This is a genomic window from Nocardia callitridis, from assembly GCF_039543305.1.
In the GTDB taxonomy this organism is placed as follows: Bacteria; Actinomycetota; Actinomycetes; order Mycobacteriales; family Mycobacteriaceae; genus Nocardia; species Nocardia callitridis.
In genome coordinates, this window is sequence record NZ_BAABJM010000004.1 from 487837 (window position 1) to 508991 (window position 21155).

The window sequence follows — 21155 nt, forward strand, 5'->3', positions numbered from 1 at the left end:
TGCATGTATCAAAATTGACAGTGGGAACCGGTTGTCGCTCAGCTAGCGGCTGTTCCCGGCCGCCAGCTGGGCTGTGCGGATGACATGCGTTGTTGTATCAGGTAATTCGCACCGAGAGGACAATCGTGCGGCGTGTTGCTCGCCCGCGCGGAAGTCGTCGTCGACCGGTGCGACACGGAACTGTTCGAGCCGGATCCCGGGCGAACGTCACGTGGCCGAAGTCCTTCATGTGCGCAGTGCTCCCGCGATGGAAGTGGCAGCCGGGGGCTCAGTCCGTGCTAGCGAGCGCCGCCATGATCGCCGCGGCCATGGCGGCAGGGTCGCCGTCGTCCGGGCGGAGCACTAACTCCGCGTCGGTCGGGCGTTCATAGGGTGCGTCGATGCCGGTGAATCCGGTGATCTCGCCCGCGCGTACCTTCGCGTACATGCCTTTCGGGTCGCGCGCCTCGCACACCGCCAGGGGCGTGTCCACGAAAACCTCGAGGAACGGGAGCCGCGCGGTGGCGTGCGTCGCACGGGCGGTGTCGCGATCGGCGCGATACGGGCTGATCAACGAGACCACCGCCACTACACCGGCTTCCGCGAACAACCGGGCCACCTCACCGACCCGCCGCACGTTCTCCGCCCGGTCTTCGGCGCTGAACCCGAGATCCGCGTTCAGGCCGTGGCGCAGATTGTCGCCGTCCAGCAGGAAAGCGGGACGACCGGCCGCGACCAAGCGTCGCTCCAGCTCCACCGCCACGGTGGACTTCCCCGATCCCGACAGGCCGGTCAGCCACACGGTGGCACCCCGCGTCGCGCGCTCGTCGCGCCCGACGGCGGTGGAATGCCAGACCACCCGCGACGACGGCAGGCTCGGCCCGGTGATCATGCCCGCGCCGACGGTGTTGCCGGTGGTGTTGTCGACCAGGATGAAGCTACCGGTGAACCGATTGCGGCGGTACGGATCGAACAAGAGTGGTTGCCGGGTGCGCAACTGGACGCGGCCGATCTCATTGAGCGACAACGCCGTCGCGTTCTCGTCGCGGTGCAGCGTGTTCACGTCCAGGCGGTAATCGAGACTGCGCACTTCGGCGGGCACCGCGCGGGTGGTGTGGCGCACCGTGAAGGTGGCGCCGGGGGTGAGCTGGGTCTCGTCGGCGAACCAGCACACCATGGCGTCGAGATCGCGACCGACGTGCGGCCGATTGTTGGGGCGGCACAACAGATCACCGCGCGCCACATCCAGATCGTCGGCCAGTTGCACCGTGACCGCCTGCGGCGGAAACGCTTCGGCGACCGGTCGGCCGCCAGGACCCCAAATCGCGGTGATCTCGGTGGTGAAACCCGAAGGCAGCACCGCGATCTCGTCGCCGGGTTTGAACACCCCGCCCGCGACCGTCCCCGCGTAGCCACGGAAATCCGCCGCGTGTGCGCGGGTCACGTACTGCACCGGCAGGCGCGCGTCGATCAGGTTGCGGTCGGAGGCGATGTGCACCTCTTCGAGGTGATGCAGCAGGGGGGTGCCCTCGTACCACGGCATGCCCGCGCCGCGATGGACGATGTTCTCGCCGTGCAGCGCCGACATCGGCACGAAGGTGAGGTCGGCGACGTCGAGCTTGGCGGCGAAGCGGCTGAACTCGGCCCGGATCTCCTCGAATCGCTCCTGCGACCAGTCGACCAGGTCCATCTTGTTCACACACAGCACCAGGTGCGGGATACCGAGCAATCCGGCGAGGAAGGCGTGCCGCCTGGTCTGCTCGACGACTCCTTTGCGCGCGTCGACCAGCACCAAAGCCAGGTCGGCGGTGGAGGCGCCGGTCACCATGTTCCTGGTGTACTGGGTGTGGCCGGGGGTGTCGGCGATGATGAATTTTCTTCGGGGCGTGGCGAAGTAGCGGTGCGCTACGTCGATGGTGATGCCCTGCTCGCGTTCGGCGCGCAGGCCGTCGGTGAGTAAGGCGAGGTCGGGTCCGCTCGGGTCGGTCCAGCCGCGGTCGCGGCTGGTGCGTTCCACGGCGGCCAACTGGTCGGTGAAGATCGTCTTGGAGTCGAACAGCAGGCGGCCGATGAGGGTCGACTTGCCGTCGTCGACGCTGCCGGCGGTGGCCAGGCGCAGCAAACCGGTCGTCATCAGAAGTAGCCCTCTCGTTTGCGATCTTCCATGCCCGCCTCGGAGATACGGTCGTCGGCGCGCGTGGCGCCGCGTTCGGTAATCCGCGCCGCGGCGATCTCGGTGACCACTTCCTCGGGTGTGGCGGCGGCGGACTCCACGCACCCGGTGCAGGTAGCGTCGCCGAGCGTGCGGAAACGCACCGTCGCCTCGTAGGGTTGTTCGTCGTCGGCGAGGTCGAGAAATCTGGTGTGTGCCAGCAACATTCCGTCACGCTGCACAACCGGGCGACGGTGCGCGTAGTACAGGCCGGGCAGATCGATGTCCTGGGCGGCGACGTAGCTCCAGATATCGAGCTCGGTCCAGTTCGACAGCGGAAACACCCGAATGTGTTCGCCGGGACGATGTTTGCCGTTGTAGAGGTTCCACAGCTCCGGTCGCTGATTGCGCGGATCCCACTGGCCGTATTCGTCGCGAAAGCTGAAGACCCGTTCCTTGGCGCGCGCCTTCTCCTCGTCGCGGCGGGCGCCGCCGAATACGGCGTCGAAGCCGCCCTCCCGGATCGAGCGCAGGAGGGTGGTGGTTTGCAGCCGGTTGCGGGTGGCGCGGGGTCCGGTCTCCTCGGCGACCCTGCCCGCGTCGATGTCGTCCTGGACCCGGCCGACCAGTAGTCGCAGCCCGAATCGTTCGACCGTCGCGTCGCGGTGGGCGATCACCTCGTCGAAGTTGTGTCCGGTGTCGATGTGCAGTACCGGGAACGGCAGTGGTGCGGGCCAGAAGGCCTTGGTCGCCAGATACAGCATCACCACGGAGTCCTTGCCGCCGGAGAACAGCAGGACCGGGCGCTCGAACGTCGCGGCGACTTCGCGGAATATGTGTGCCGACTCGGCCTCGAGTGCGTCGAGATGGGGCAACTCGTAGGTGCTCGCCGTCGACTTCTCGTACGGGCTCACGCCATAAAACTAGAACAAGTTTCGGTTATTGGTCAATGGTTCTCGGGGGTTCTCGGGCGTTGTCGGTAGCGGGTCGATGGTCGCGTCGGCCGCCGGTTCGTCGGCCACGACGCGTTCGGGTCCGCGTCCGCCGCATCGTTCGGTGACCGCGTCGGCGGCGGTTACCAGCGCTGCCCCTCGGCGCGCGATCTCGGCGCCGGTGATGGATTTGCCGACGTACATCGTCAGCACCATGCTCTGGTGGCCGTCCCCGCCGTAGGTGGGTGCCGCGAGCAGGCTCACCGCGTGCTCTTTGCGCGGGCGCAGATCCGCGCCGAGGTACACCCGTTCACCGAGGCTGGTGACCAATTCGCCGACCAATTCGCGCAGCTCGTCGGACAATTCATGAGTGGCGACCCCCGCGAGCAGCGAATACAGCCTCCTGCCCGCCGGTGCGAGGCTCTCCACCAGGTAGCCGCGCTGCCTGCACTCGGTGACGAGCTGGCGCAACCGGGTCTCGTCCTGGCGCAGCGGCACCGAAGACGGCGTGGCCAGCCAACTCTCGAAGGCCGCGTCGGTATCCCACAGCACGTACATCAGTCCGACCGGCGGCGCGAACTGATAAGAGGCGCCCACCTTGACCGTGCCGGGACCGGTGCTCTCCAGCACCATGATCCGCTGGCTGACCACCGCCGACGCGGTGCATGTCGTCCGGAATCTGGCGCTGAGCTCGGCCAATTCCGTGCGCGCCAGGGCCGAGATGGCGAAACTTTCCTGGGCGACCCTGCCCGCGGCGATCAACGCGGGACCGAGGCCGTAGGTGTGGGTTCCGGTGTCGCGCACGAGGTAGCCGCCCGCGGTGAGCTCGGTGAGGATGCCGAGGCAGGTCGGTTTCGCGAGGTCGAGCGCGCGGGCCAGTTCGGAGAGGCCGAAGCGTTTGCCGCGTTGTTCGACGAAGAAATCCAACACCTGGACCACGCGGGCCGTCGGCGCCGATCGCCTGCTGACCATTGACCACTCCTAGAACAAGTTCTAATATTCGTGCGAGGAAAATGTACCAGGTCGGTACAAATATGGAACACCGGAGAGAGCCTCTTGCTGACACAGCCGTTCGCGGACGCCATCGCCGCCGCCGAGCAGATCATCACCGAAGCGCCGCACATCCGCACCGAACAGGACCTCGTCGAGGGTTTCGACTACCTCGCCGGCAGTATCCGCGCCTGTTTGCAGATGGCGTGGGCCTATGAGCGGGACTTCCCGTTTTTCGTCCAGTCCACCGGGCCCTACACGAAGATGGGCCTGGACAATCCGGACACCCTCTACTTCCACGCCTACCTGCGCCCCGACGCCGAGTACCTGGTGACCGGACAGCGCGGCAGCACGCGCGACCTGAGCTTCCAGGTGCTCAACGGCAACTACTCGCCGGTCGACGTGCCCGACAGTCTCACCGCTTTCGACGACAGGGAACTGGCCATCGCCGAAGACGGAACCTTCGAGATCCGGTTCGGGCCTGGGCCCGCCGCGCCCGGTTACGTGCATGTCAGCGAGGATTCCTCGATGCTCGTGGTGCGCGAGGTACACAGCGACTGGGCCACCGAGCGGGCGGGCACCCTGCGCATCCAACGGGTCGACCGGATCGGCGACGCGCCCCCCGCGCTGACCCGCGATCTGCTGACCACGCGATACGGCGTCGCGGGCAAGATGCTGCTGTCGCGGCTGAAGACCTTCCTGGCGTTCCCGGAATGGTTCTATCTGAAGCTGCCGGTGAACACGATGACCGAGCCACGCTCGACACCGGGGGGCCTGGCTACGCAGTTCTCCTCGGTCGGGCACTACGAACTCGACGACGACCAGGCGATGATCCTCACCGTGCCGAAATCCGATGCGCCGTATCAGGGTTTCCAGCTCGGCAGCATGTGGTATGTGTCGCTGGACTACCTCAATCACCAGACCAGCCTCACCGCCGACCAGGCGCGGCTGGACCCGGACGGCAACTTCCGACTCGTCGTCAGCGAGCGGGACCCCGGGCTGGCCAACTGGATCGAACGCACCGGTCACGAACGCGGCTACCTGCAATTCCGCTGGCAACGACTGTCCCGAGAGCTGACACCCGCCGACGGGCCGAAGGTCGAGATCGTGTCCGTCGACGAGTTGGCCGAACGGCTGCCCTACTACGAGCAGGCGCGGGTCACGCCCGAACAGTGGCGGGAACGGATCGCGGCGCGACAGGTCGCGGTGGCGGAAAGGATGCTCGGCTGATGTTGTTGCGAGACAAGGTCGTTGTGGTCTCCGGGATCGGCCCCGGACTGGGGCGAGGCATCGCGATCCAGAGTGCGAAGGCGGGCGCGGACGTCGTGCTCGCCGCACGCACCGAGAGTCGACTCACCGAGGTGGCCGAGGAGATCACTGCGCTCGGGAGGCGTGCGGTCGCGGTGCCCACCGATATCAATGACGAGGATGCCGTCGTGCGCCTCGTACAGACCGCACTCGACCGCTTCGGTCGGGTCGACACGCTGGTGAACAACGCGTTCGCGATGCCGCCGATGACCGATCTCACCGAGGTCGACCTGGACAAGGTGCGCGCCACCTTCGAGACGAATGTGTATGCGGCGCTGCGGCTCACGCGTTCGTTGGTGCCCGCCCTCGAGCAAACGGGTGGGTCGGTCGTGATGATCAACTCGGCGGTACTGCGGCATTCGCAGCGCACCTTCGGCCCCTACAAGATGGCCAAATCGAGCCTGCTCGCCCTCGCGCAGAGCCTGGCCACCGAACTCGGTCCACGTGGTATTCGCGTGAATACCGTCGTACCAGGCTATATCTGGGCCGACAACCTGAAGTGGTACTTCAGCTACCTCGCCAAGCAACGTGGCATCACCGCCGAGGAGGTCTACGCGGAAATGGCGCAGACCCTCGACCTACGCAAGTTGCCGGAACCCGACGAGATCGCCGATGCCGTGGTGTTTTTCGCCTCGTCGATGGCGCGCGCGATCACCGGGGCCAGCCTGGATGTCAATGGCGGCGAGTACCACCATTGAGGAGGGCATCCCGGCTGCGCGCTGGGCTCCGACGGTGATACAGCGCATGCGTTGCCGATCGACATCATCGGTGCATGTGCCGTCGCGGTGGAGGTGCGCAAGGATCCGTCCGCCGTCTTTCGGGACGGCTTCGGGCTATTCGATGTGAACGATGATGATCAGGAGAAGAACGTGATCGGCAGGGACGACGTCGGCACCATCGACGATCTGCACGCCTCGGCGACCAAGGTCGTCGGCCTCGACGATTTCGGCGCCGACGACTATCGCGAAGGACTCGGCGTGCTGCTGGACTCCTACGCGAAAGACGCCGAGCTGACCCCCTTCGGCAACAAGATCAACCGCGCGTTCCTGCGCGGCGCGCTGATCGCGCGGCTCCTCAGTGAGTCCGCGTGGCAACGGTTTCCCGAGCACGCCGAGGTGGCGATCGAACGACCGATCTTCGTCACCGGCCTGCCGCGCTCGGGAACCACCGCTCTGCACCGGCTGCTCAACGCCGATCCTGCGCATCAGGGCCTGGAAATGTGGCTGACGGAAATGCCGCAGCCGCGCCCGCCGCGCGAGAGCTGGGCCGACGATCCGGTGTACCAGCGGATCGAAGCGGGATTCGCCCAACACCACGTCGACCATCCGGAATTCATGGGTGTGCACCATATTTCGGCCGACCAGGTGGAGGAGTGCTGGCAGTTGCTGCGCCAGTCGGCGATGTCGGTGTCCTACGAATGTCTCGGCTATCTCCCCGGCTACTCCGAATGGCTGCGTACGCAGGACTGGACCGGTGCCTATCGTAGGCACCGGCGCAACCTGCAACTGATCGGGCTCCCCGACAAGCAGCGCCGCTGGGTGCTCAAGAACCCCAGCCACCTGTTCGCCCTCGACGCCATCTTCGAGGTCTACCCCGACGCGCTGATCGTCCAACTACACCGCGACCCGCGCACGATCATCGCTTCGGTATGCAGCCTCAACGAACAAGCCTCCGACGGCTGGTCGACCGAGTTCAAGGGCGAGGTGGTCGGCTCGACTCAACTCGACCTCTGGGCGCGCGGGGCGGACCGATTCCTCGAAGACCGCAAGCGTCACAACCCGAATCAGTTCTGCGACGTGTACTACGACGATTTCGTCACTAACCCGATCGGGACCACCGCCTCGATCTACGAACACTTCGGCCTACCGCTGTCGAATAAGGCGGTGGCCACGATGACCGCGTTGCACGCCGAAAGTACCGGGGGAGCGGCCCGTCCCACCCACCGTTACTCCCTCGCCGACTTCGGTCTCAGCGCCGAGCAGGTGGACGAGCGGTTCGCGACCTACCGCACGCAACATTTCCCCGGACGGTGACGCGCGATTTCTATTGCTGCCCGGCCTTCAACACGATGAACAACCCGTGCGCTTCGGCGCAGAGGCGTTCGCCGTCGTGCAGGGTGGCGCGGACGTAGACCTTGCGGCCCTCCTGACGTTCCGGCCACGCGCGCAGCGTGAGTTCGGTGTTCAGGGGGGTCAATGAGCGGTAGTCGACGGTGAGGGACGCGGTTCTGGTCACCGCGCCCGAACTGAGGGCGGCGGTCATGCCGAGCATCTGGTCGAAACCGACGCAGACCTGGCCGCCGTGCACCGCCGCGTTGGCGCCGAGGTGGAAGGTGCGGAAGGTCATGCGTGCTTCGACGCCGTCGGGTTCCGCGCGATCGAGCAGGTAGGGCGGCTCGGTGATATTGCCGCGCGCTGGCACGTCGAGCCTGGTCCACGCCGGTGCGGACCATTCGTCGACGACCGTGTCCGCTAGCTTGTCGTTGAGCTGCTTCAGCAGCCCGATCAGTTCGGTCGCCTGTTCGTTGGAGGGAGACGCGAGCCGGGCCTTGTCCATCACGCCGCGGATCTGTTCGATGAACTCGCCGTAATCGGGTCCGCCGCGCATCGTCTCCGGGGTGATCCCCTCCAGCGCTTCGTACAGCTTGTTCATCGGCCGGAACGCGCCTTCGTGGTGTTCCTTGCTCGGGAGGGAGCTGCCGACCTGGAGTTCGTCCATGAATAACACGTTATAGGTGAGTGGCGGGAGACTGCCGACCGGTCGGTGCCCCGATGCGCCGCGTGAGATTTACCCGGCCGCCGATACCGAGGGTTCGGCGTCGATAGCGGACCAGGCGGGTTCGTCGAGCTCCCGGCATGTCTGTCTTCCCGACCGGCTGCCAAGATCACCGGGATACGGTGGGTATCTGTCCTACTGAGCCCGGCCCGGCCCGACGGAAGGATTGCGTGATGAGTGTGGTGGCGGTTGTCTTCGACATGGACGGCGTGTTGGTCGATTCCGAGCCGGTGTGGGAGCGGGTGCGGCGCGCGTATGTCGCAGACCGCGGTGGGCAATGGAAGGACGACACGCAGCGGCGACTCATGGGGATGAGCACCAAGGAATGGTCGGAGTACCTGAGCGGGGAATTGGGCGTCGACGCGTCGCCGGAGACGGTGGCGCGCGAGGTGATCGAGCAGATGGCCGCGCATTACGACCGCGAACTGCCCCTGCTGCCGGGTGCCGTCGCCGCCGTGCGGCGGATCAGCGCGCGCTGGCCGTTGGCCGTCGCGAGTTCGTCGCCGCGCGCACTGATCGATGTCGTCTTGCGCGACGCCGACCTGGTCGACAGTTTCACGGTGACGTTGTCCACCGAAGAGGTCCAGCACGGCAAACCTTCACCCGAGGTATATCTTGCCGCCGCCGAAGCGCTCGGGCACGGACCGGAAAGCTGTGCGGCGGTGGAAGATTCGAGCAACGGCATCCGCGCCGCACATGGTGCCGGGCTGCTGGTGATCGGCATACCCAGCTCCGATTACCCGCTGGACTCCGACGCCGCCACCATGGTCACCCACACCATCACCAGCCTCGACCAGCTCACCCCGGAGTTGATCGAGGGCTGAGCGACCGCCGACGCGCGTGCCAAGGGCTTCGTCGACGGAATTGAGCGCGCGCCGAGCGCGAGTTTGTGCGACCCGCCGTCAGTGCGACGGCGAAGCCGGGTCGGCCGTGTCGGTGCGCGCACCGGGCGGTGTGTCGGTGAGCTGACGCCTGCTCGCGCGGGCGGTCCAGCGGCCGTCATCGTGGCGCACCCGCACCGGATGCGCGAACGCGGTCGTCACATTCTCGGTGGTGACGATTTCCGCCGCGGGCCCGGAAGCGACGGTGTTTCCGTCGGCGATGAGCAAGGCGTGCGTTGTGGTGCTCGGCAGTTCCTCCAAATGGTGGGTGACCAGGATGGAGGCGACGTCGGGGTGGGTGTCGTCGAGATTGTCGATGGTTTCCAGCAGCTGCTCGCGCGCGGCGACATCCAAGCCGGTGGAGGGTTCGTCGAACAGCAGCAGTTCCGGTTCGGCGATCAGCGCGCGGGCGATCAGTGCGCGACCCCGTTCGCCCTGTGACAGCGTCGGCCAGATCTCGGTCGCCTTACCGGTGAGGCCGACCGTGTCGATCATGGCCTCGGCGCGGGTCAGGTCGGCGGCGGTGGGCGTCCAGTGCATCGGAAGATCGACGGTCGCGGTGAGGCCGGTGAGCACCACCTCGCGAATCGTCAGCGCCGAACGCAGGGGGTGTCGAGGATTGACGTGGCCGATGGAATGACGCAGCCGCTGCAACTCCACCCGACCCAGCTGCTCACCGAGCACGTGCACGGTCCCGGAAGTCGGGAAGGTCACCGCACCGCAGAATCCGAGCAGCGTGCTCTTGCCGGCACCATTGGGGCCGAGTAACGCCCAATGCTCACCTGCCCGCACGGTGAGCGAGATGCCGTTGATGATCTTCTTGCCCTCGCGGCGGAAGGTCACGTCGGTCAGTTCCAGTACCGGTGCTCCGGTCACGTCAAGCTCTCCTTCAATGCGGTCAGATGAGTGCGGCTGTACCGCGCCGCAGCCGCGGGGTCACGGGCGGCAATGGCGTCGGCCAACTGCTCGTGCGCCATGTGATCGGCGGCTTCGGAAGGCACAGGGCGGATTTCGAGCATCGCGATCATCGCCGCGCGCAGTCGAGGCAGGAAGTTGTCGAACAATGGGGTCAGCACGTCGTTGTGCGCGGCGACGATGACGGTGCGATGAAACGCCATATCGGTGTCGACGTGCTCGGCCACGGGCTCGCCGTGTGCTTCGCGTGCGGTGAGTGCCCGTCGGATCGCACGCAGATCGGCGGGGGTGCGGCGGTGCGCGGCCAGCGCGGCGGCCTCGGCCTCGATGGCGATGCGCGCCTCGATCACGGAGACGATGGTCGCGTGGCGCAGCACCGAATCCCAATCGTCGGTGACGTCCAGTGCCGTGACGAACACGCCCGCACCCTGTCGACTGTCCAGCACCCCGCGACCCGCCAGTTCGCGGATCGCCTCGCGCAGCGTCGAGCGTCCGACGCCCAACTGCACCGCGAGGGTCGTCTCGCCGGGAATGCGATGGCCCAGCGGCCACTCACCGTCGCGAATGCGGGCGAGCAACAACTCGGCCGTCTGCGCTGCCAAGGGATGCCGCTTGATCTGCGAAATAGCCCCCATCTGGGAAGAAGCCACCGGTACCTCTCTGCTTGTCTGAGGAGTTGCGCTACAGTCTACCCATCATGCGCACCACGCTTCTGCTTAGCCGCCACGGCGGGGCCTGAACGACCGGCCCCCCGCCGTGGGGTTCAGTCGTGGCCGGTCACCTCTCGTTAGTGCCGACCAGAAAGCAGTGCCGAAGCATGTCTACTCATCCCGTTGCCGCATGGAATCGCCAACAGCCCTCGCCGCTGCCGTCACACCGGTACCGCGAGGTCTTCGACCGGGTCGCCGTGCCGCTGACCGAAAGGCGTTGGCCGCAAGCCCGATTCACGCAAGCACCACTCTGGGTGCCGGTGGATCTGCGTGACGGCAACCAGGCGCTCGCCGAACCGATGGACCCCGACCGCAAACGCCGCTTCTTCGAGCTCATGGTGGCCATGGGTTACAAGGAGATCGAGGTGGGCTATCCGTCGGCCTCGCGCACCGATTTCGACTTCGTGCGGTTGATCGCCGACACCGACATCGCGCCCAACGACGTGACGATCGTTGTCTTCACTCCCGCGCGCCGCGACCTCATCGAACGCACCGTGGAATCGATCCGCGGCATCGACAACGAGGTGGTCATCCACATGTACACCGCGACCGCGCCCGCCTGGCGCGAGATGGTGTTGGGCAAGGATCGCGGCGAACTGCGCGAACTGATCCTCGCGGGCGGACGCGATGTTCTCGACTTCGCCGCCGACCTGCCGAATGTGCGATTCGAGTTCTCGCCCGAGGTATTCAACCTGACCGAGCCGGACTTCGTGCTCGAAGTGTGCGACAGCATTACCACATTGTGGGACGCCACTCCCGAACGTCCGGTGATCCTGAATCTCCCCGCGACCGTGGAGGTAGCGACCCCCAATATCTACGCCGACCAGATCGAGTACATGCACCGCAATCTGGCTCGCCGCGACAGTGTGATCCTGTCGGTGCACCCGCACAACGACAGGGGCACCGGCATCGCCTGCGCGGAGCTGGCCGTGCTCGCCGGTGCGCAACGGGTGGAGGGGTGCGTATTCGGCAACGGCGAGCGCACCGGCAATGTCGATATCGCCACGCTCGCACTGAATCTGCACGCCCAAGGCATCGACCCGATGATCGACTTCTCCGATATCGACGCGATCCGCCGTACGGTCGAACACTGCACGAGAATGCCGATTCACGAACGCCACCCGTACGTGGGCGATTTGGTGCACACCGCGTTCTCCGGCACCCATCAGGACGCGATCAAGAAGGGCATGGCCGCGCACCGTGAACGCGCCGCCGCGACCGGAGTGCCCGAACGCGAACTCGCCTGGCAGGTCCCGTATCTGCCGATCGACCCGACCGACATCGGCAGGGACTACGACGCGGTGATTCGGGTGAACTCCCAGTCCGGCAAGGGCGGCATCGCCTACCTGCTGCACACCGAGTACGGCATGGACCTGCCGCGCCGTTTGCAGATCGACTTCGCCAAACATGTGCAGGAGCACACCGACGACAGCGGCGCCGAAATTACCGCCGCGCAATTGCACACGCTGTTCTCGGCGGTGTACCTCGACGAACCGCGGCCCGCGTGGGTCGAACTGAAAGACTGGCGGACCGGTGGCGAAGGAGACGAGGCGAACACCGAGATCACCTTCTCCGTCGACGGCAGCACTCGCACCAGCGCGCACCACGCGGTCGGCCCGGTCGCCGCACTCACCGTCGCACTCGCCGAAATCGGCTGTGCGGTGGAGGTATTGAGCATGACTCAGCAGTCGCTGGGGGATGGCAACGACGGTTCTGCGATCACCTACCTGGAATATCGGATCGGCGAGCGCACCGGATGGTCCTGCGGGCGCAGCGATTCGGTGCTCGCGGCGTCCTTCGCCTCGGTGGTGCGCGCCGCGAACACGGCCGGAGGCGGTGTCGTCGGCTGACCCACCACAGGGCGCCCGGTTTTCCCGGGGCGGCCGCATATCTCGACCAGCGGCGTGCGAGGTGATGCGCCGCCGATCGATAGGCAATCCGCCGTCGTTTGCTCGCGGATGCTGCCGCCGGAGGTGGCCGCGGGTCGCTCGGCGCTCGAGCGCCTGCGGCGCTACGCCCACCGCACTGATGCCTCGGTGGGTGCACCCGGGCCGGTGCCGGGAGGTCTCCTCGGCTCGATGGGCCGCCTGCGGCTGCCCCGCGACGTGGCGTTCTGGTCGCACGGACACGATGTGTCGTAGACCGGGCCGAACACCGTGATCGACGGCGCGAGCGTCAGATCCCGGTCGCGCCGTCGATGCGTTCACGCAGGATATCCGCGTGGCCGTTGTGCCGGGCGTACTCCTCGATCATGTGTTGATAGACCCAACGCACACTGAAATCCGTGTCGTGCCATTGGAAGACATGCTCGAGCGAGAGATCGGCGACGGCGGCGTCGGCCAGTTCCACCTCGGATCGATACGTCGCGAAATTCGCCTCGGCCGCGGCGGGGTCGGCGTCATCGATATCGCCGTCCACGTTGCCCTCGCTGCAATAGAGGTAATCCAGGGGTTGTCCGGCCGCGGCGATGCGGAACCAGCCGCGTTCGTCCTCGGTGAGGTGGCGGACCAGGCCGAGCAGCGACAGCGTTGACGGTGCGGCGCTGCGCAGCACGAGCGCGTCACCGTCGAGTCCCGCACACTTGCGTAACAGTGTGCGTCGATGCTGGTCGAGCCACGAGCGCAGCAGCGTGCGCTCGTCGCCGGTCCTCGGCGTGCGGATCGAGTCGACCTCGGGGGCGATCCATTTCGTCACCGCGCCAGGCTATCTCGCGACCCCGATTCGTTGCGCACTCTTTTCGTCCGTGGCAGGCGTGCACTCGCTGCGGCCGGGCACTCAGCGCCTGGTTTTGTACCTGGTCAAGATCACGCGTTTCCGCAGAGCGCAGCCTCCCGTGACTCGGTACTCGATATAGAGACGGGGACGCGCGGAAAAATCATCGGTCAGGCCACGCCCAAGGCCCGGGGCAGCACCGTGTTGGCTGCGGAGGACGTCCCTTCGCGAGAGCGCCGACTCGCCGAACGCCGCGAACCCGCGCAGGTATGCGGAAGTGCACTGTGGGAGGTGGGCCGTCCTCGGCAATCCGCCTATTCCTCGGCCGCCGCACCGTAGAGCGAAACCCGGGCGTCTCGATAACGCGCGCGAATGTCCGCGCCTGCCGATTCGTCGTCCGGTGCCGGGACCCGTGCGGCGGTGCGCGCGGCCCAGTTCGGCGGCGCGGCGCCACCGCTGCGCGCCCATGCCGCTTGTCGTGCCGCACCGAGCGCGACGTATTCCAATGGCTCGGGGACGGTGACGGGCACGGCGAAGATCTGTGCGGCGATCTCGGCGACCAGTGGTGAGCGCGCCGCACCGCCGATCAGCAGCACTCGCCGGAGCGCAACGCCCGCGGCCGTGAGGTGACCGAGCGCTTCGGCAAGATTGCAGAGCATGCCTTCGTAGGCGGCGCGGGCGATATTCGCCGGACGCATATTGCCCGCGCGCAAACCGTGCAGGCTTCCGCTGGCCTTCGGCAGGTTTGGGGTGCGCTCGCCCGCCACATAGGGCAGTAGCACCACGTCGTCGGCGCCCGGGCGCGCCTGTGCGGCAAGTGTTTCGAGTGCGTCGAGTTCGACGCCGAGCAATCGCGCGGTGTAGCTGAGCACGCGCGCGGCGTTGAGGGTGCATACCAAAGGCAGATAGGCGCCGGTGGCGTCGGCGAACCCGGCGACCATGCCGGTAGCGTCGGCGGTCGGTGCCGCACCACGGGCGAAGACCGCGCCGCTGGTGCCGAGCGAGACAACCACATCGCCTTCGCGCAGGTCGAGACCCAAGGCGGCACCGGCATTGTCGCCGGTACCCGCCGCGATCAGCACACCGTCCTCGGTGCGGCCCGCTGGCTCGGCGGGATCGAGCACCCTCGGCAGGTCCGGTGTGCGCCCGCGCAACGCGAGCGCGAGCAGATCCTCGCGGTAGGTGCTCTCGGCGGGGGAGAAGTACCCGGTCCCGGACGCGTCGCCGCGATCGGTGGTGGGCGCATCGGTAACGCGGCCGCCGCGTAGCCGCCAGGTCAGGTAGTCGTGCGGCAGCACGATCCGCGCGGTGCGGTCGGCCGCGTCCGGTTCATGGTCGGCCAGCCACCGCAGCTTCGTCACCGTGAACGACGGCACCGGCACGCTGCCGATCGCACGCGCCCACTCATCGGGTCCGCCCAGTTCGGTGATCAGTTGACTCGCGGCATCGGCGGACCGAGTGTCGTTCCACAACAGAGCGTCTCGTACCGTGCGCCCCTCGGCGTCCAACGCCACCATGCCGTGTTGCTGCCCCGCCACGGCGATCGCATCGACCTGGTCGAGCACCCCGGACCCGGCCTGACGCAACGCATCCCACCACGCCCGCGGCGACACCTCGGTCCCGTCGGGATGCGGTGCGGTGGCCTGATGTCGGATCTCACCGGTCTCGGCGTCACACACCACGACCTTGCAGGATTGGGTGGAGCTGTCCACTCCCGCGACCGTCGCCATCAGCCGATCCCCCCGACTCGCGCATCAACGACGTCACCCACCGGCCTGTGCCCGGCGGCGGGGCCGGACCTCTGGATCACCACGTGCATACGACCACCTTGCACCCGATCGACCCCCGCCCGCCGAATTTCCGGGCATCGGGCACACTGTCGCCGTGAGCACCGACGAACTCGACGTGCGAATTCGCGCCGGCGACGGGACCACGTTGCCGGAGCTGACCGAGTCGCTGCTCGCCGAATTGCTCGGCGGCGACGACCCTTTCATCGAACTGAGCCGCGACGACACCCACCTGATCAGCGCACGCACGCTCCCCGACGGCGTCTACCAACTCGACCATCGCGCGGGAGCGGTGACCGACCAATTCCAGCTCTACACGCCGGATCGCGAATTGGTGCGCGACGTGCTGTGGTCCTGGCTCGCCGACGACCGATGGTGGCATACGGGTGTCGCGTGGTTCCCGGTCAACCCCGAGGTTCCCGAGCTCCGCGCGGTCCACGACGAGATGTCCGGCCTGCTGGACGGTCTCGGCGTACTCGACGGCCTGGAATCGAGCCTCGGCGAGATCGAGTCGAGCATGGACGACGCACTGGCACGCGCCGACGCGCTGCTCGCCGACAACACCGAGGGCGAGGACGCCTGAGCGGCGCGCGCACCCGGTCGCCTTTCCGAAAATGGCCGCACCCATCGAGGCGGTATCCGGAGGGGGGCACTCACGCATGAGCGCCCCTTGCGGATGGCGCACAACCTGCGACGGGCCGCATTCGTGGTCGCGTCGAACACCTCGACGCCGTCGAGGGTTTCGGGTTGTCGGCGCCGGATGTCCTGGTGACGTTCGCGCGAGTTGCCGTCACAGGAGCCGAGTCGGACGGGATCGTCGCCTCAGCGGACCGCGCGTCCCCGATACCACCATGCGGTGCTGGCGACGTCGGCGTCTTCCAACGGGAGATAGGTTTCGGGGTCGCTCCATCCCAGAGCCTGCACCGTGACCTGTAGTTCGTCCTGAAAACAGATCGGATCGCGCACGTGCCAGCGGTACATGCCGAATTGCTGGTGTGACTGGTAGATCTCGTCCGAAGGCAACACCTGGGGCAATCCGAGATACGGCGTGGAGTACGGGCGGTATTCGCCGTTGAGATCGAAGTTCCACGCACCGCCGAAGTAGTCCTCGGTACCGGTTCCGCAGATGGTGGGGTGGTCGCGGTCGCCGTCGAGGTAGAACTTGAGCTCACCCTCACCCCACCAGCCGGGCGCCCCGGGCGCAATAGCCAGGTAGGTGCCCACATACCGGCCGGGTCCGGCCGCGCCGGTGTCGAGAATCGTGTGTACCGCGGGACTGCCGAGGCGTTTGGTGCGCGACCACGCGGTGTGCAGGTACCCGGCGGACTCCGGCACATCCTCTTCGCTGTAGGTAATCTGGTAATACACCGGAACCGAACGCCCACAACTGTTTTCGAGGGTGATACGGGCGTGCCCGCGAAACGGCATCGGCCAGTAGCTGTTCAGTCCGCCCGCCGGCGCGACCACCACCATGTCCGAGTTCACCAGGGCCAACTCGCCCCACGCGTTGCAGAAGAAGTCGCCGAGCGGCAGTTCGATCGCGGGCTGCTCGTCGTCGTCCCAGTACACGCGCAGGGTGATCGCACGAAGGACGGTCCGGTCGGTGGTGAGCCAGAGGTGGCGCAGCACACCGGGGCCGGAGACGTCGGCGAGCGTCGCGGTCTCGCCGTCGGCCAGATCGATCGACGGCGACACCTTCCAGCCCACGCCGAGCATCCTGGCGGCGTGCTTGCCGGTGCCCTCGCTCGCGCGCGCACCGGCTCCGGCCTCGCCGGTCGGATTCTCCGCGCTGATCGATCGGGTGCGAGCAGTGTCGAGCCGCCAGAGTTCGCTCGCGCTCATAAGCCGGGCCAGCCGTAGCTCGCGGTGGCGCTGGCCAGACCCGCCTTGACCGACGGTGCGGCGGACACCGTTTCCGGCGCGGGTGTTTGGTACTCCTGCCCATTGCGCTGCGCCTCGGCCTGCTCGGCCATCGTACGGCGCACCTGGTCCATATCCAGCCAGATGACCTGCTGGATCAGATCTTCGAGCGCGTCGCCGGGAAGAACACCCGCCTCGGAGTACACGAGTACGCCCTCCCGAAACGCCATGAGCGTCGGATATTGACTGACGTTCGCTGCCTCGGTCAACGACTTCTGGGCTTCGACATCGACCTTGCCGTACACGATGTCGGAGTGTTGCTCCGACGACGACTCGTAGATGGGCGCGAAGTGCTGGCACGGTCCGCACCAGTCCGCCCACCAGTCCACCAAGACGATCCGATTACCGGTGACGACGGAGTCGAAGTTTTGTTCGGTCAGGGTAACTGTGGGCATCCCGGTCCTCATGCTGTGTTCACCAAAATAACCCCGCATCATGCCACGGCCCGGCGTGCTCAGTTCGACCCGCCGGCCCGACGTTGTTCGGCGGCCAGGAAATGCGTGATGGCGGTGGTGCGTTCGTACAGTTCGCGGTAATTCCGATAGTACGACTCGTACCGCTCGGTGCGTTCGGAGTCGGGTTCGATCGTGTCGACGATCGGGTTCCACCCCGAGGTCTCGACTCCGACGGACTCGGCAGCCAACAAGGCGTCGCCGAGGCATGCCCCCACCGTGTCGGCGGGGATCTGCTGGGGCAGGCCGGTGATATCGGAGACGATGCGTGTCCACAGTCCGCCTTTCGTGCCGCCGCCGACGGCGATCAGTCGTCGGGCGTGTCCGCCCGCTTCGGTCATCGCGCTGAGGTTGTGGCGCACACCGTAGGCGATGCCTTCCAGGACAGCCCGATACAGCTCGGCGCGCCCGTGCCCGAGGGTGAGCCCCGCGACGATGCCGCGTGCGTCGGGGTCGAAGATCGGCGTGCGTTCGCCGGCGAAATACGGCAGCGCGAGCAGGCCCCTGCTGCCGGGTGGGACGGTGTCCGCGGCGGTGACGAGTTCGGTGAAGTCGCCGCCGACGAGCTGTCGCAGCCAGTCGGTGACGGCGCCCGAGGTAGCCATTCCGGCCGCGAGTGTGTAAGTGCCTGGCCACGTTCCGCAGGTTCCCCACAGGCCGGGGTGCGGGCGTGGCCGTCGGAGTACCTGGACCAGGAACAGGGTGGTGCCGTACATGATCATCGCGTCTCCCGGCGTGCGTACGCCGACGCTGGCCGATTCGGCCCACGCGTCGATGGTGCCGGTGGTGACCGGAAGCCCCGCGGGCAGTCCGGTGATTTCGGCGATGTCGGCACGAACGCAGCCGACCACTTCGGTGGGCCACGCCAGCTTCGGCAGCCGCAGTCCCGGCGCCACCTGCGCGGCCCAGTCGGTGGCCCACTCGCGTGCGCGCAGGTCGTAGAGGGGCACGCACTGACTGGCGGACTGGTGATCGAGCACGTAGCGGCCCGTCAACCGATGCACCAGAAAAGAACTGGCCATCAGCAGCATTTCGGTGCGTGCGGCGATGTGCGGTTCGTGTTTGTGCAGCCATCGAATCTTCGGGCCGATCGCCTGACTGGTCAACGCGGACCCGGCGCGTTCCAGGACCGCCTGCTCGCCGAATTCTTTGTTCAGCTCCCCGATTTCGACGGTGGCCCTGGTATCGACGCCGTAAAGGATCGCGGGACGCAATGGACGTCCGGTGTGGTCGGCGGGCAACAGGCACGGCCCGATACCGGAGACGCCGAGCGCCGCCAAGCGTTCGCCGTCGGCGGCCGCGACCAGTTCGCGAGTGATCGCGACGAACTCGTCCCACCACACGCGTTCCGCGTCGTGTTCCACCCAGCCGGGGCGCGGCGTCGAAACCCGGTGCGACCGTTGCGCCCTCGCCACGATCCTGCCGTCGGCGGTGGTGAGTACTCCTTTACTCGCGGATGTGCCGATGTCGACACCGAGGAACAATGTCACCGGGCGGCCCCGTTGGTGCCGGGTATCCATTGCCGGATGCTGATCTGGGCCATGCCGTTGCCTCCCGTAGTTGGGTGGTCGGTCGTGCGAGGTCGCCTCGGTCAATAAATACCATTCGCGCCCATGACTTTTGGGCGGATCAGCGAAATCGGATCGTGTTGTCCGGTTGGTGTGACTTCGGTTTGTGATCGGCGAGATAATGGTTGAGTGATTATCCCAAACTATCCCTGTCGAGTGCTGCGGAATTCCGCGGAGGTTGCGTCCCTTGCCGTATAGCGGGTGCAGAACCGGGCGACCTGTCGATGATTCGCGGTTACCTGGCATGAACCGCGTGCGGCATCGACTTGGCGGTCACCTGGCGTGCATGCGCAACCAGAACCGTTGTAGCACTTATGGTCTCGGCGAGTCGCGTACACACCCCGTCGGATGGAAAACGCGACGGTGTGCGGGATCCGCTATTCCCGGACCGGTGATTCACTGACGGGATCCGGAAAAGTCAGCGGTGCGAGGTAAACGCCGCCCTGCCCCCAGCCCGCGGCTGTGATCCACCAGGAACCGTCCGCCCGGATCAGCTCGGCGGCATGCGCGGCCACGTAGCCGACTTTGTCCTCGACACGAAAATGGAACGGGTTGTCGCTCCGAAATACCTCGGTGCCCACATAATCGGGTCGGGGTCCGATGAACAGATACCACGCGTCGTCGTGTCGGACGACGAACGGCGACTCGGTATTTCCCGCCTCGGTACCGCTGGTCGGATCGGTGTAGGCGATCCGACGGTCACTCCAACGCACCAGATCTGTGCTGGTGCGGTACGCGACGACATGGTGGCCGCCGGTGGGTGCGCTGTTGGCGCAGTAGTACATCACCCATTCGTCGCCGACCCGCGTGACCATCGGGTCGCGTCCGTCGTAGCCGTCGCGGAAGACGGGTCCGCCGGGGTGTCGGGTCCAGTGGAACAGGTCGGTGGAGGTGGCCAGATTCATCGCGGCGGCGGTTCGGTCGGGGCCACCGCCCGCATAGAACATGAAGTAGCGTCCGTTCGCCGTCAGTACGAACGGCGCCCACAGGTGCGTCTCGCCGTAGGCTCGATCGACGCGCAAGGCCATCGGATGCTTTGTCCACGGCCCGTGCGGATCGGGCGCGCTCGCGTGCGCGAACTCGGTCTCGTCGAACGGGTCGGCGGGCTCACGGTGGGTGATGCCGAACAGGTGCCACCGCCCGTCCGCGGCCTGAATGATGGTGTGGTCGTTGATATACCAGTCGTCGGGCTCGTCGACGCCGGGGTCGTAGATCTTCGCGAACGTCCCCGCTCGCACTGCACCGCGTTCCGTCATCGGCCCATCATCGCCGCTGACCGCTGCGCTGTGCGCTGGATCGGATGGACGAGTTTTTCACCGCCACGGTGGTTTACAACGTGAGCGCCTACGGCTTCGGTGAGTTGCGCGGGATCGAGGCGATCCAGGCGGCCGCGCTGGTACTGGGTGCGGGGAACCCCGTTGGCCATCACGTGACGAATGTGGTCATCGACGATGTGGCCGACAGCGGAGAGGTGCGCGTGCAGTCCAAAGGCGTCGGGATCAATGTCGACGGGACCTGTGGGCGCGTGACGTATGACGATGTGGTGGTCCGGGATTCGGAAGGCTGGCGGATCGCCTCTCGCTCGGTGACCCCGCGTCGGGTTCCGCTGGGTGGCTGACGATCCTGGCTGAAAACCATCGTTACGCAGGCGATTTGACGTGGCGTTCGTTAGTGCGTAACTTATTCCAGGTCAGAGCGACACGGACACCGACCCGGAGCCGAGAGCGAAGCGGAAACGCCGAGCAGCAGGACCGGGAAACGAGGTAGTACGAGGAGCGCCTGGCACTCCAAGTAAGGTTCGATCGGGGCCCCGATTTTGTTTGGGTTCTGGGTTGAGCTAGAGTGGGAAACCTGCCGCACGGATTGATCGGGTTAAGGCCCGGGAGATTGTGTGTGCGTGTGTTCTTTGAGAACTCAATAGTGTGTCGATGAATGTCAGTGCCAAATTTTTATTTGGTTCCGATGCTTTTGCACCCCCGTGTGAGGGTGTCGGACATTTTAGTCAACATTTTTTGTTGGCGTTTTGTTTTGCTAGGTTTTCGGACTCTAGTTTTTACTTCTGATTGCCCCTTTT

The 21155-nt window shown here is 66.4% G+C and carries 18 protein-coding genes and 1 pseudogene; 7 read left to right on the forward strand and 12 right to left on the reverse strand.

Annotation, left to right across the window (positions count from 1 at the left end):
- Window positions 1-268 precede the first annotated feature (268 nt).
- Genes cysC through ABEA50_RS22520 form a run of 3 tightly spaced genes read right to left on the reverse strand, consistent with a single transcriptional unit; the run spans window position 269 to window position 4035 of the window.
- Window positions 269-2113: an adenylyl-sulfate kinase gene (gene cysC, locus ABEA50_RS22510; RefSeq protein WP_345497671.1), complete on the reverse strand. Its 1845-nt coding sequence runs from the start codon at window positions 2111-2113 to the stop codon at window positions 269-271.
- Window positions 2113-3045 (reverse strand): sulfate adenylyltransferase subunit CysD, encoded by a 933-nt coding sequence (gene cysD, locus ABEA50_RS22515; RefSeq protein WP_345497673.1) that lies wholly within the window; start codon window positions 3043-3045, stop codon window positions 2113-2115. The genes cysC and cysD overlap by 1 nt, the downstream gene beginning before the upstream one ends.
- A gap of 9 nt (window positions 3046-3054) precedes the next feature.
- Entirely contained in the window at window positions 3055-4035 is a 981-nt protein-coding gene (locus ABEA50_RS22520; RefSeq protein ID WP_345497675.1) for a helix-turn-helix domain-containing protein, read from the reverse strand.
- A gap of 84 nt (window positions 4036-4119) precedes the next feature.
- On the opposite strand from ABEA50_RS22520, the gene ABEA50_RS22525 reads away from it, so the two are divergent.
- The 3 genes from ABEA50_RS22525 to ABEA50_RS22535 all read left to right on the forward strand — a co-directional run bounded on the left by ABEA50_RS22525 (window position 4120) and on the right by ABEA50_RS22535 (window position 7394).
- The gene (locus ABEA50_RS22525) at window positions 4120-5283 is read left to right on the forward strand and encodes a hypothetical protein (protein ID WP_345497676.1); all 1164 of its coding nucleotides are present in this window, start codon (window positions 4120-4122) and stop codon (window positions 5281-5283) included.
- Window positions 5283-6059 (forward strand): SDR family oxidoreductase, encoded by a 777-nt coding sequence (locus ABEA50_RS22530; protein ID WP_345497677.1) that lies wholly within the window; start codon window positions 5283-5285, stop codon window positions 6057-6059. Before ABEA50_RS22525 ends, ABEA50_RS22530 begins: the two co-directional genes overlap by 1 nt.
- Window positions 6060-6230: 171 nt before the next feature.
- Window positions 6231-7394, forward strand: a complete 1164-nt coding sequence (locus ABEA50_RS22535; protein ID WP_345497720.1) for a sulfotransferase family protein — start codon at window positions 6231-6233, stop codon at window positions 7392-7394.
- Between the two features lie 10 nt (window positions 7395-7404).
- Here the strand turns inward: ABEA50_RS22535 and ABEA50_RS22540 are convergent, their stop codons facing one another.
- Window positions 7405-8079, reverse strand: coding sequence for a PaaI family thioesterase (locus tag ABEA50_RS22540; RefSeq protein WP_345497678.1), 675 nt, complete (start codon window positions 8077-8079; stop codon window positions 7405-7407).
- 230 nt (window positions 8080-8309) lie between these two features.
- Here ABEA50_RS22540 and ABEA50_RS22545 point away from each other — a divergent pair, with 230 nt between their 5' ends.
- Window positions 8310-8960 carry an HAD family hydrolase gene (locus tag ABEA50_RS22545; RefSeq protein WP_345497679.1) on the forward strand — a complete coding sequence of 217 codons (651 nt, stop codon included), beginning with the start codon at window positions 8310-8312 and terminating at the stop codon, window positions 8958-8960.
- Between the two features lie 78 nt (window positions 8961-9038).
- On the opposite strand, the gene ABEA50_RS22550 is transcribed toward ABEA50_RS22545, so the two are convergent.
- Both ABEA50_RS22550 and ABEA50_RS22555 read right to left on the reverse strand, forming a co-directional pair.
- Entirely contained in the window at window positions 9039-9893 is an 855-nt protein-coding gene (locus ABEA50_RS22550; RefSeq protein WP_345497680.1) for an ABC transporter ATP-binding protein, read from the reverse strand.
- Entirely contained in the window at window positions 9890-10567 is a 678-nt protein-coding gene (locus ABEA50_RS22555; RefSeq protein ID WP_345497721.1) for a FadR/GntR family transcriptional regulator, read from the reverse strand. Before ABEA50_RS22555 ends, ABEA50_RS22550 begins: the two co-directional genes overlap by 4 nt.
- A gap of 182 nt (window positions 10568-10749) precedes the next feature.
- Here ABEA50_RS22555 and ABEA50_RS22560 point away from each other — a divergent pair, with 182 nt between their 5' ends.
- On the forward strand, window positions 10750-12492 hold the full coding sequence (locus tag ABEA50_RS22560) for a 2-isopropylmalate synthase (RefSeq protein WP_345497681.1): 1743 nt from the start codon (window positions 10750-10752) through the stop codon (window positions 12490-12492).
- Window positions 12493-12817: 325 nt separating this feature from the next.
- Here the strand turns inward: ABEA50_RS22560 and ABEA50_RS22565 are convergent, their stop codons facing one another.
- Together ABEA50_RS22565 and xylB are read right to left on the reverse strand one after the other, a co-directional pair.
- Window positions 12818-13336 carry a DinB family protein gene (locus tag ABEA50_RS22565; protein WP_345497683.1) on the reverse strand — a complete coding sequence of 173 codons (519 nt, stop codon included), beginning with the start codon at window positions 13334-13336 and terminating at the stop codon, window positions 12818-12820.
- A gap of 332 nt (window positions 13337-13668) precedes the next feature.
- Window positions 13669-15084 carry a xylulokinase gene (xylB, locus tag ABEA50_RS22570; RefSeq protein ID WP_345497685.1) on the reverse strand — a complete coding sequence of 472 codons (1416 nt, stop codon included), beginning with the start codon at window positions 15082-15084 and terminating at the stop codon, window positions 13669-13671.
- Between the two features lie 154 nt (window positions 15085-15238).
- Between xylB and ABEA50_RS22575 the strand changes: the two genes are divergently transcribed.
- On the forward strand, window positions 15239-15724 hold the full coding sequence (locus ABEA50_RS22575; RefSeq protein WP_345497687.1) for a hypothetical protein: 486 nt from the start codon (window positions 15239-15241) through the stop codon (window positions 15722-15724).
- 239 nt (window positions 15725-15963) lie between these two features.
- Here the strand turns inward: ABEA50_RS22575 and ABEA50_RS22580 are convergent, their stop codons facing one another.
- The 4 genes and pseudogenes from ABEA50_RS22580 to ABEA50_RS22595 form a co-directional block, all read right to left on the reverse strand.
- Window positions 15964-16983, reverse strand: coding sequence for a glycoside hydrolase family 172 protein (locus tag ABEA50_RS22580; protein WP_345497689.1), 1020 nt, complete (start codon window positions 16981-16983; stop codon window positions 15964-15966).
- Window positions 16984-17090: 107 nt separating this feature from the next.
- Window positions 17091-17456 (reverse strand): annotated as a pseudogene (locus ABEA50_RS22585) (thioredoxin family protein); the annotation flags it as partial.
- Window positions 17457-17515: 59 nt separating this feature from the next.
- Entirely contained in the window at window positions 17516-19033 is a 1518-nt protein-coding gene (locus ABEA50_RS22590) for an FGGY-family carbohydrate kinase (protein ID WP_345497690.1), read from the reverse strand.
- Window positions 19034-19458: 425 nt separating this feature from the next.
- Entirely contained in the window at window positions 19459-20337 is an 879-nt protein-coding gene (locus tag ABEA50_RS22595; protein WP_345497692.1) for a glycoside hydrolase family protein, read from the reverse strand.
- A gap of 35 nt (window positions 20338-20372) precedes the next feature.
- Between ABEA50_RS22595 and ABEA50_RS22600 the strand changes: the two genes are divergently transcribed.
- Window positions 20373-20699: a nuclear transport factor 2 family protein gene (locus ABEA50_RS22600; RefSeq protein ID WP_345497722.1), complete on the forward strand. Its 327-nt coding sequence runs from the start codon at window positions 20373-20375 to the stop codon at window positions 20697-20699.
- Window positions 20700-21155 lie beyond the last annotated feature (456 nt).

Bases quoted from the DNA above. Each gene is read 5' to 3' on its own strand.
- ABEA50_RS22520 (WP_345497675.1), bottom strand. From the start codon at position 4,035: ATGGTCAGCAGGCGATCGGCGCCGACGGCCCGCGTGGTCCAGGTGTTG.
- cysC (WP_345497671.1), bottom strand. From the start codon at position 2,113: ATGACGACCGGTTTGCTGCGCCTGGCCACCGCCGGCAGCGTCGACGAC.
- ABEA50_RS22560 (WP_345497681.1), top strand. From the start codon at position 10,750: ATGTCTACTCATCCCGTTGCCGCATGGAATCGCCAACAGCCCTCGCCG.
- ABEA50_RS22555 (WP_345497721.1), bottom strand. From the start codon at position 10,567: ATGGGGGCTATTTCGCAGATCAAGCGGCATCCCTTGGCAGCGCAGACG.
- ABEA50_RS22590 (WP_345497690.1), bottom strand. From the start codon at position 19,033: ATGGATACCCGGCACCAACGGGGCCGCCCGGTGACATTGTTCCTCGGT.
- xylB (WP_345497685.1), bottom strand. From the start codon at position 15,084: ATGGCGACGGTCGCGGGAGTGGACAGCTCCACCCAATCCTGCAAGGTC.
- ABEA50_RS22540 (WP_345497678.1), bottom strand. From the start codon at position 8,079: ATGGACGAACTCCAGGTCGGCAGCTCCCTCCCGAGCAAGGAACACCAC.
- ABEA50_RS22595 (WP_345497692.1), bottom strand. From the start codon at position 20,337: ATGACGGAACGCGGTGCAGTGCGAGCGGGGACGTTCGCGAAGATCTAC.
- ABEA50_RS22545 (WP_345497679.1), top strand. From the start codon at position 8,310: ATGAGTGTGGTGGCGGTTGTCTTCGACATGGACGGCGTGTTGGTCGAT.
- ABEA50_RS22580 (WP_345497689.1), bottom strand. From the start codon at position 16,983: ATGAGCGCGAGCGAACTCTGGCGGCTCGACACTGCTCGCACCCGATCG.
- ABEA50_RS22530 (WP_345497677.1), top strand. From the start codon at position 5,283: ATGTTGTTGCGAGACAAGGTCGTTGTGGTCTCCGGGATCGGCCCCGGA.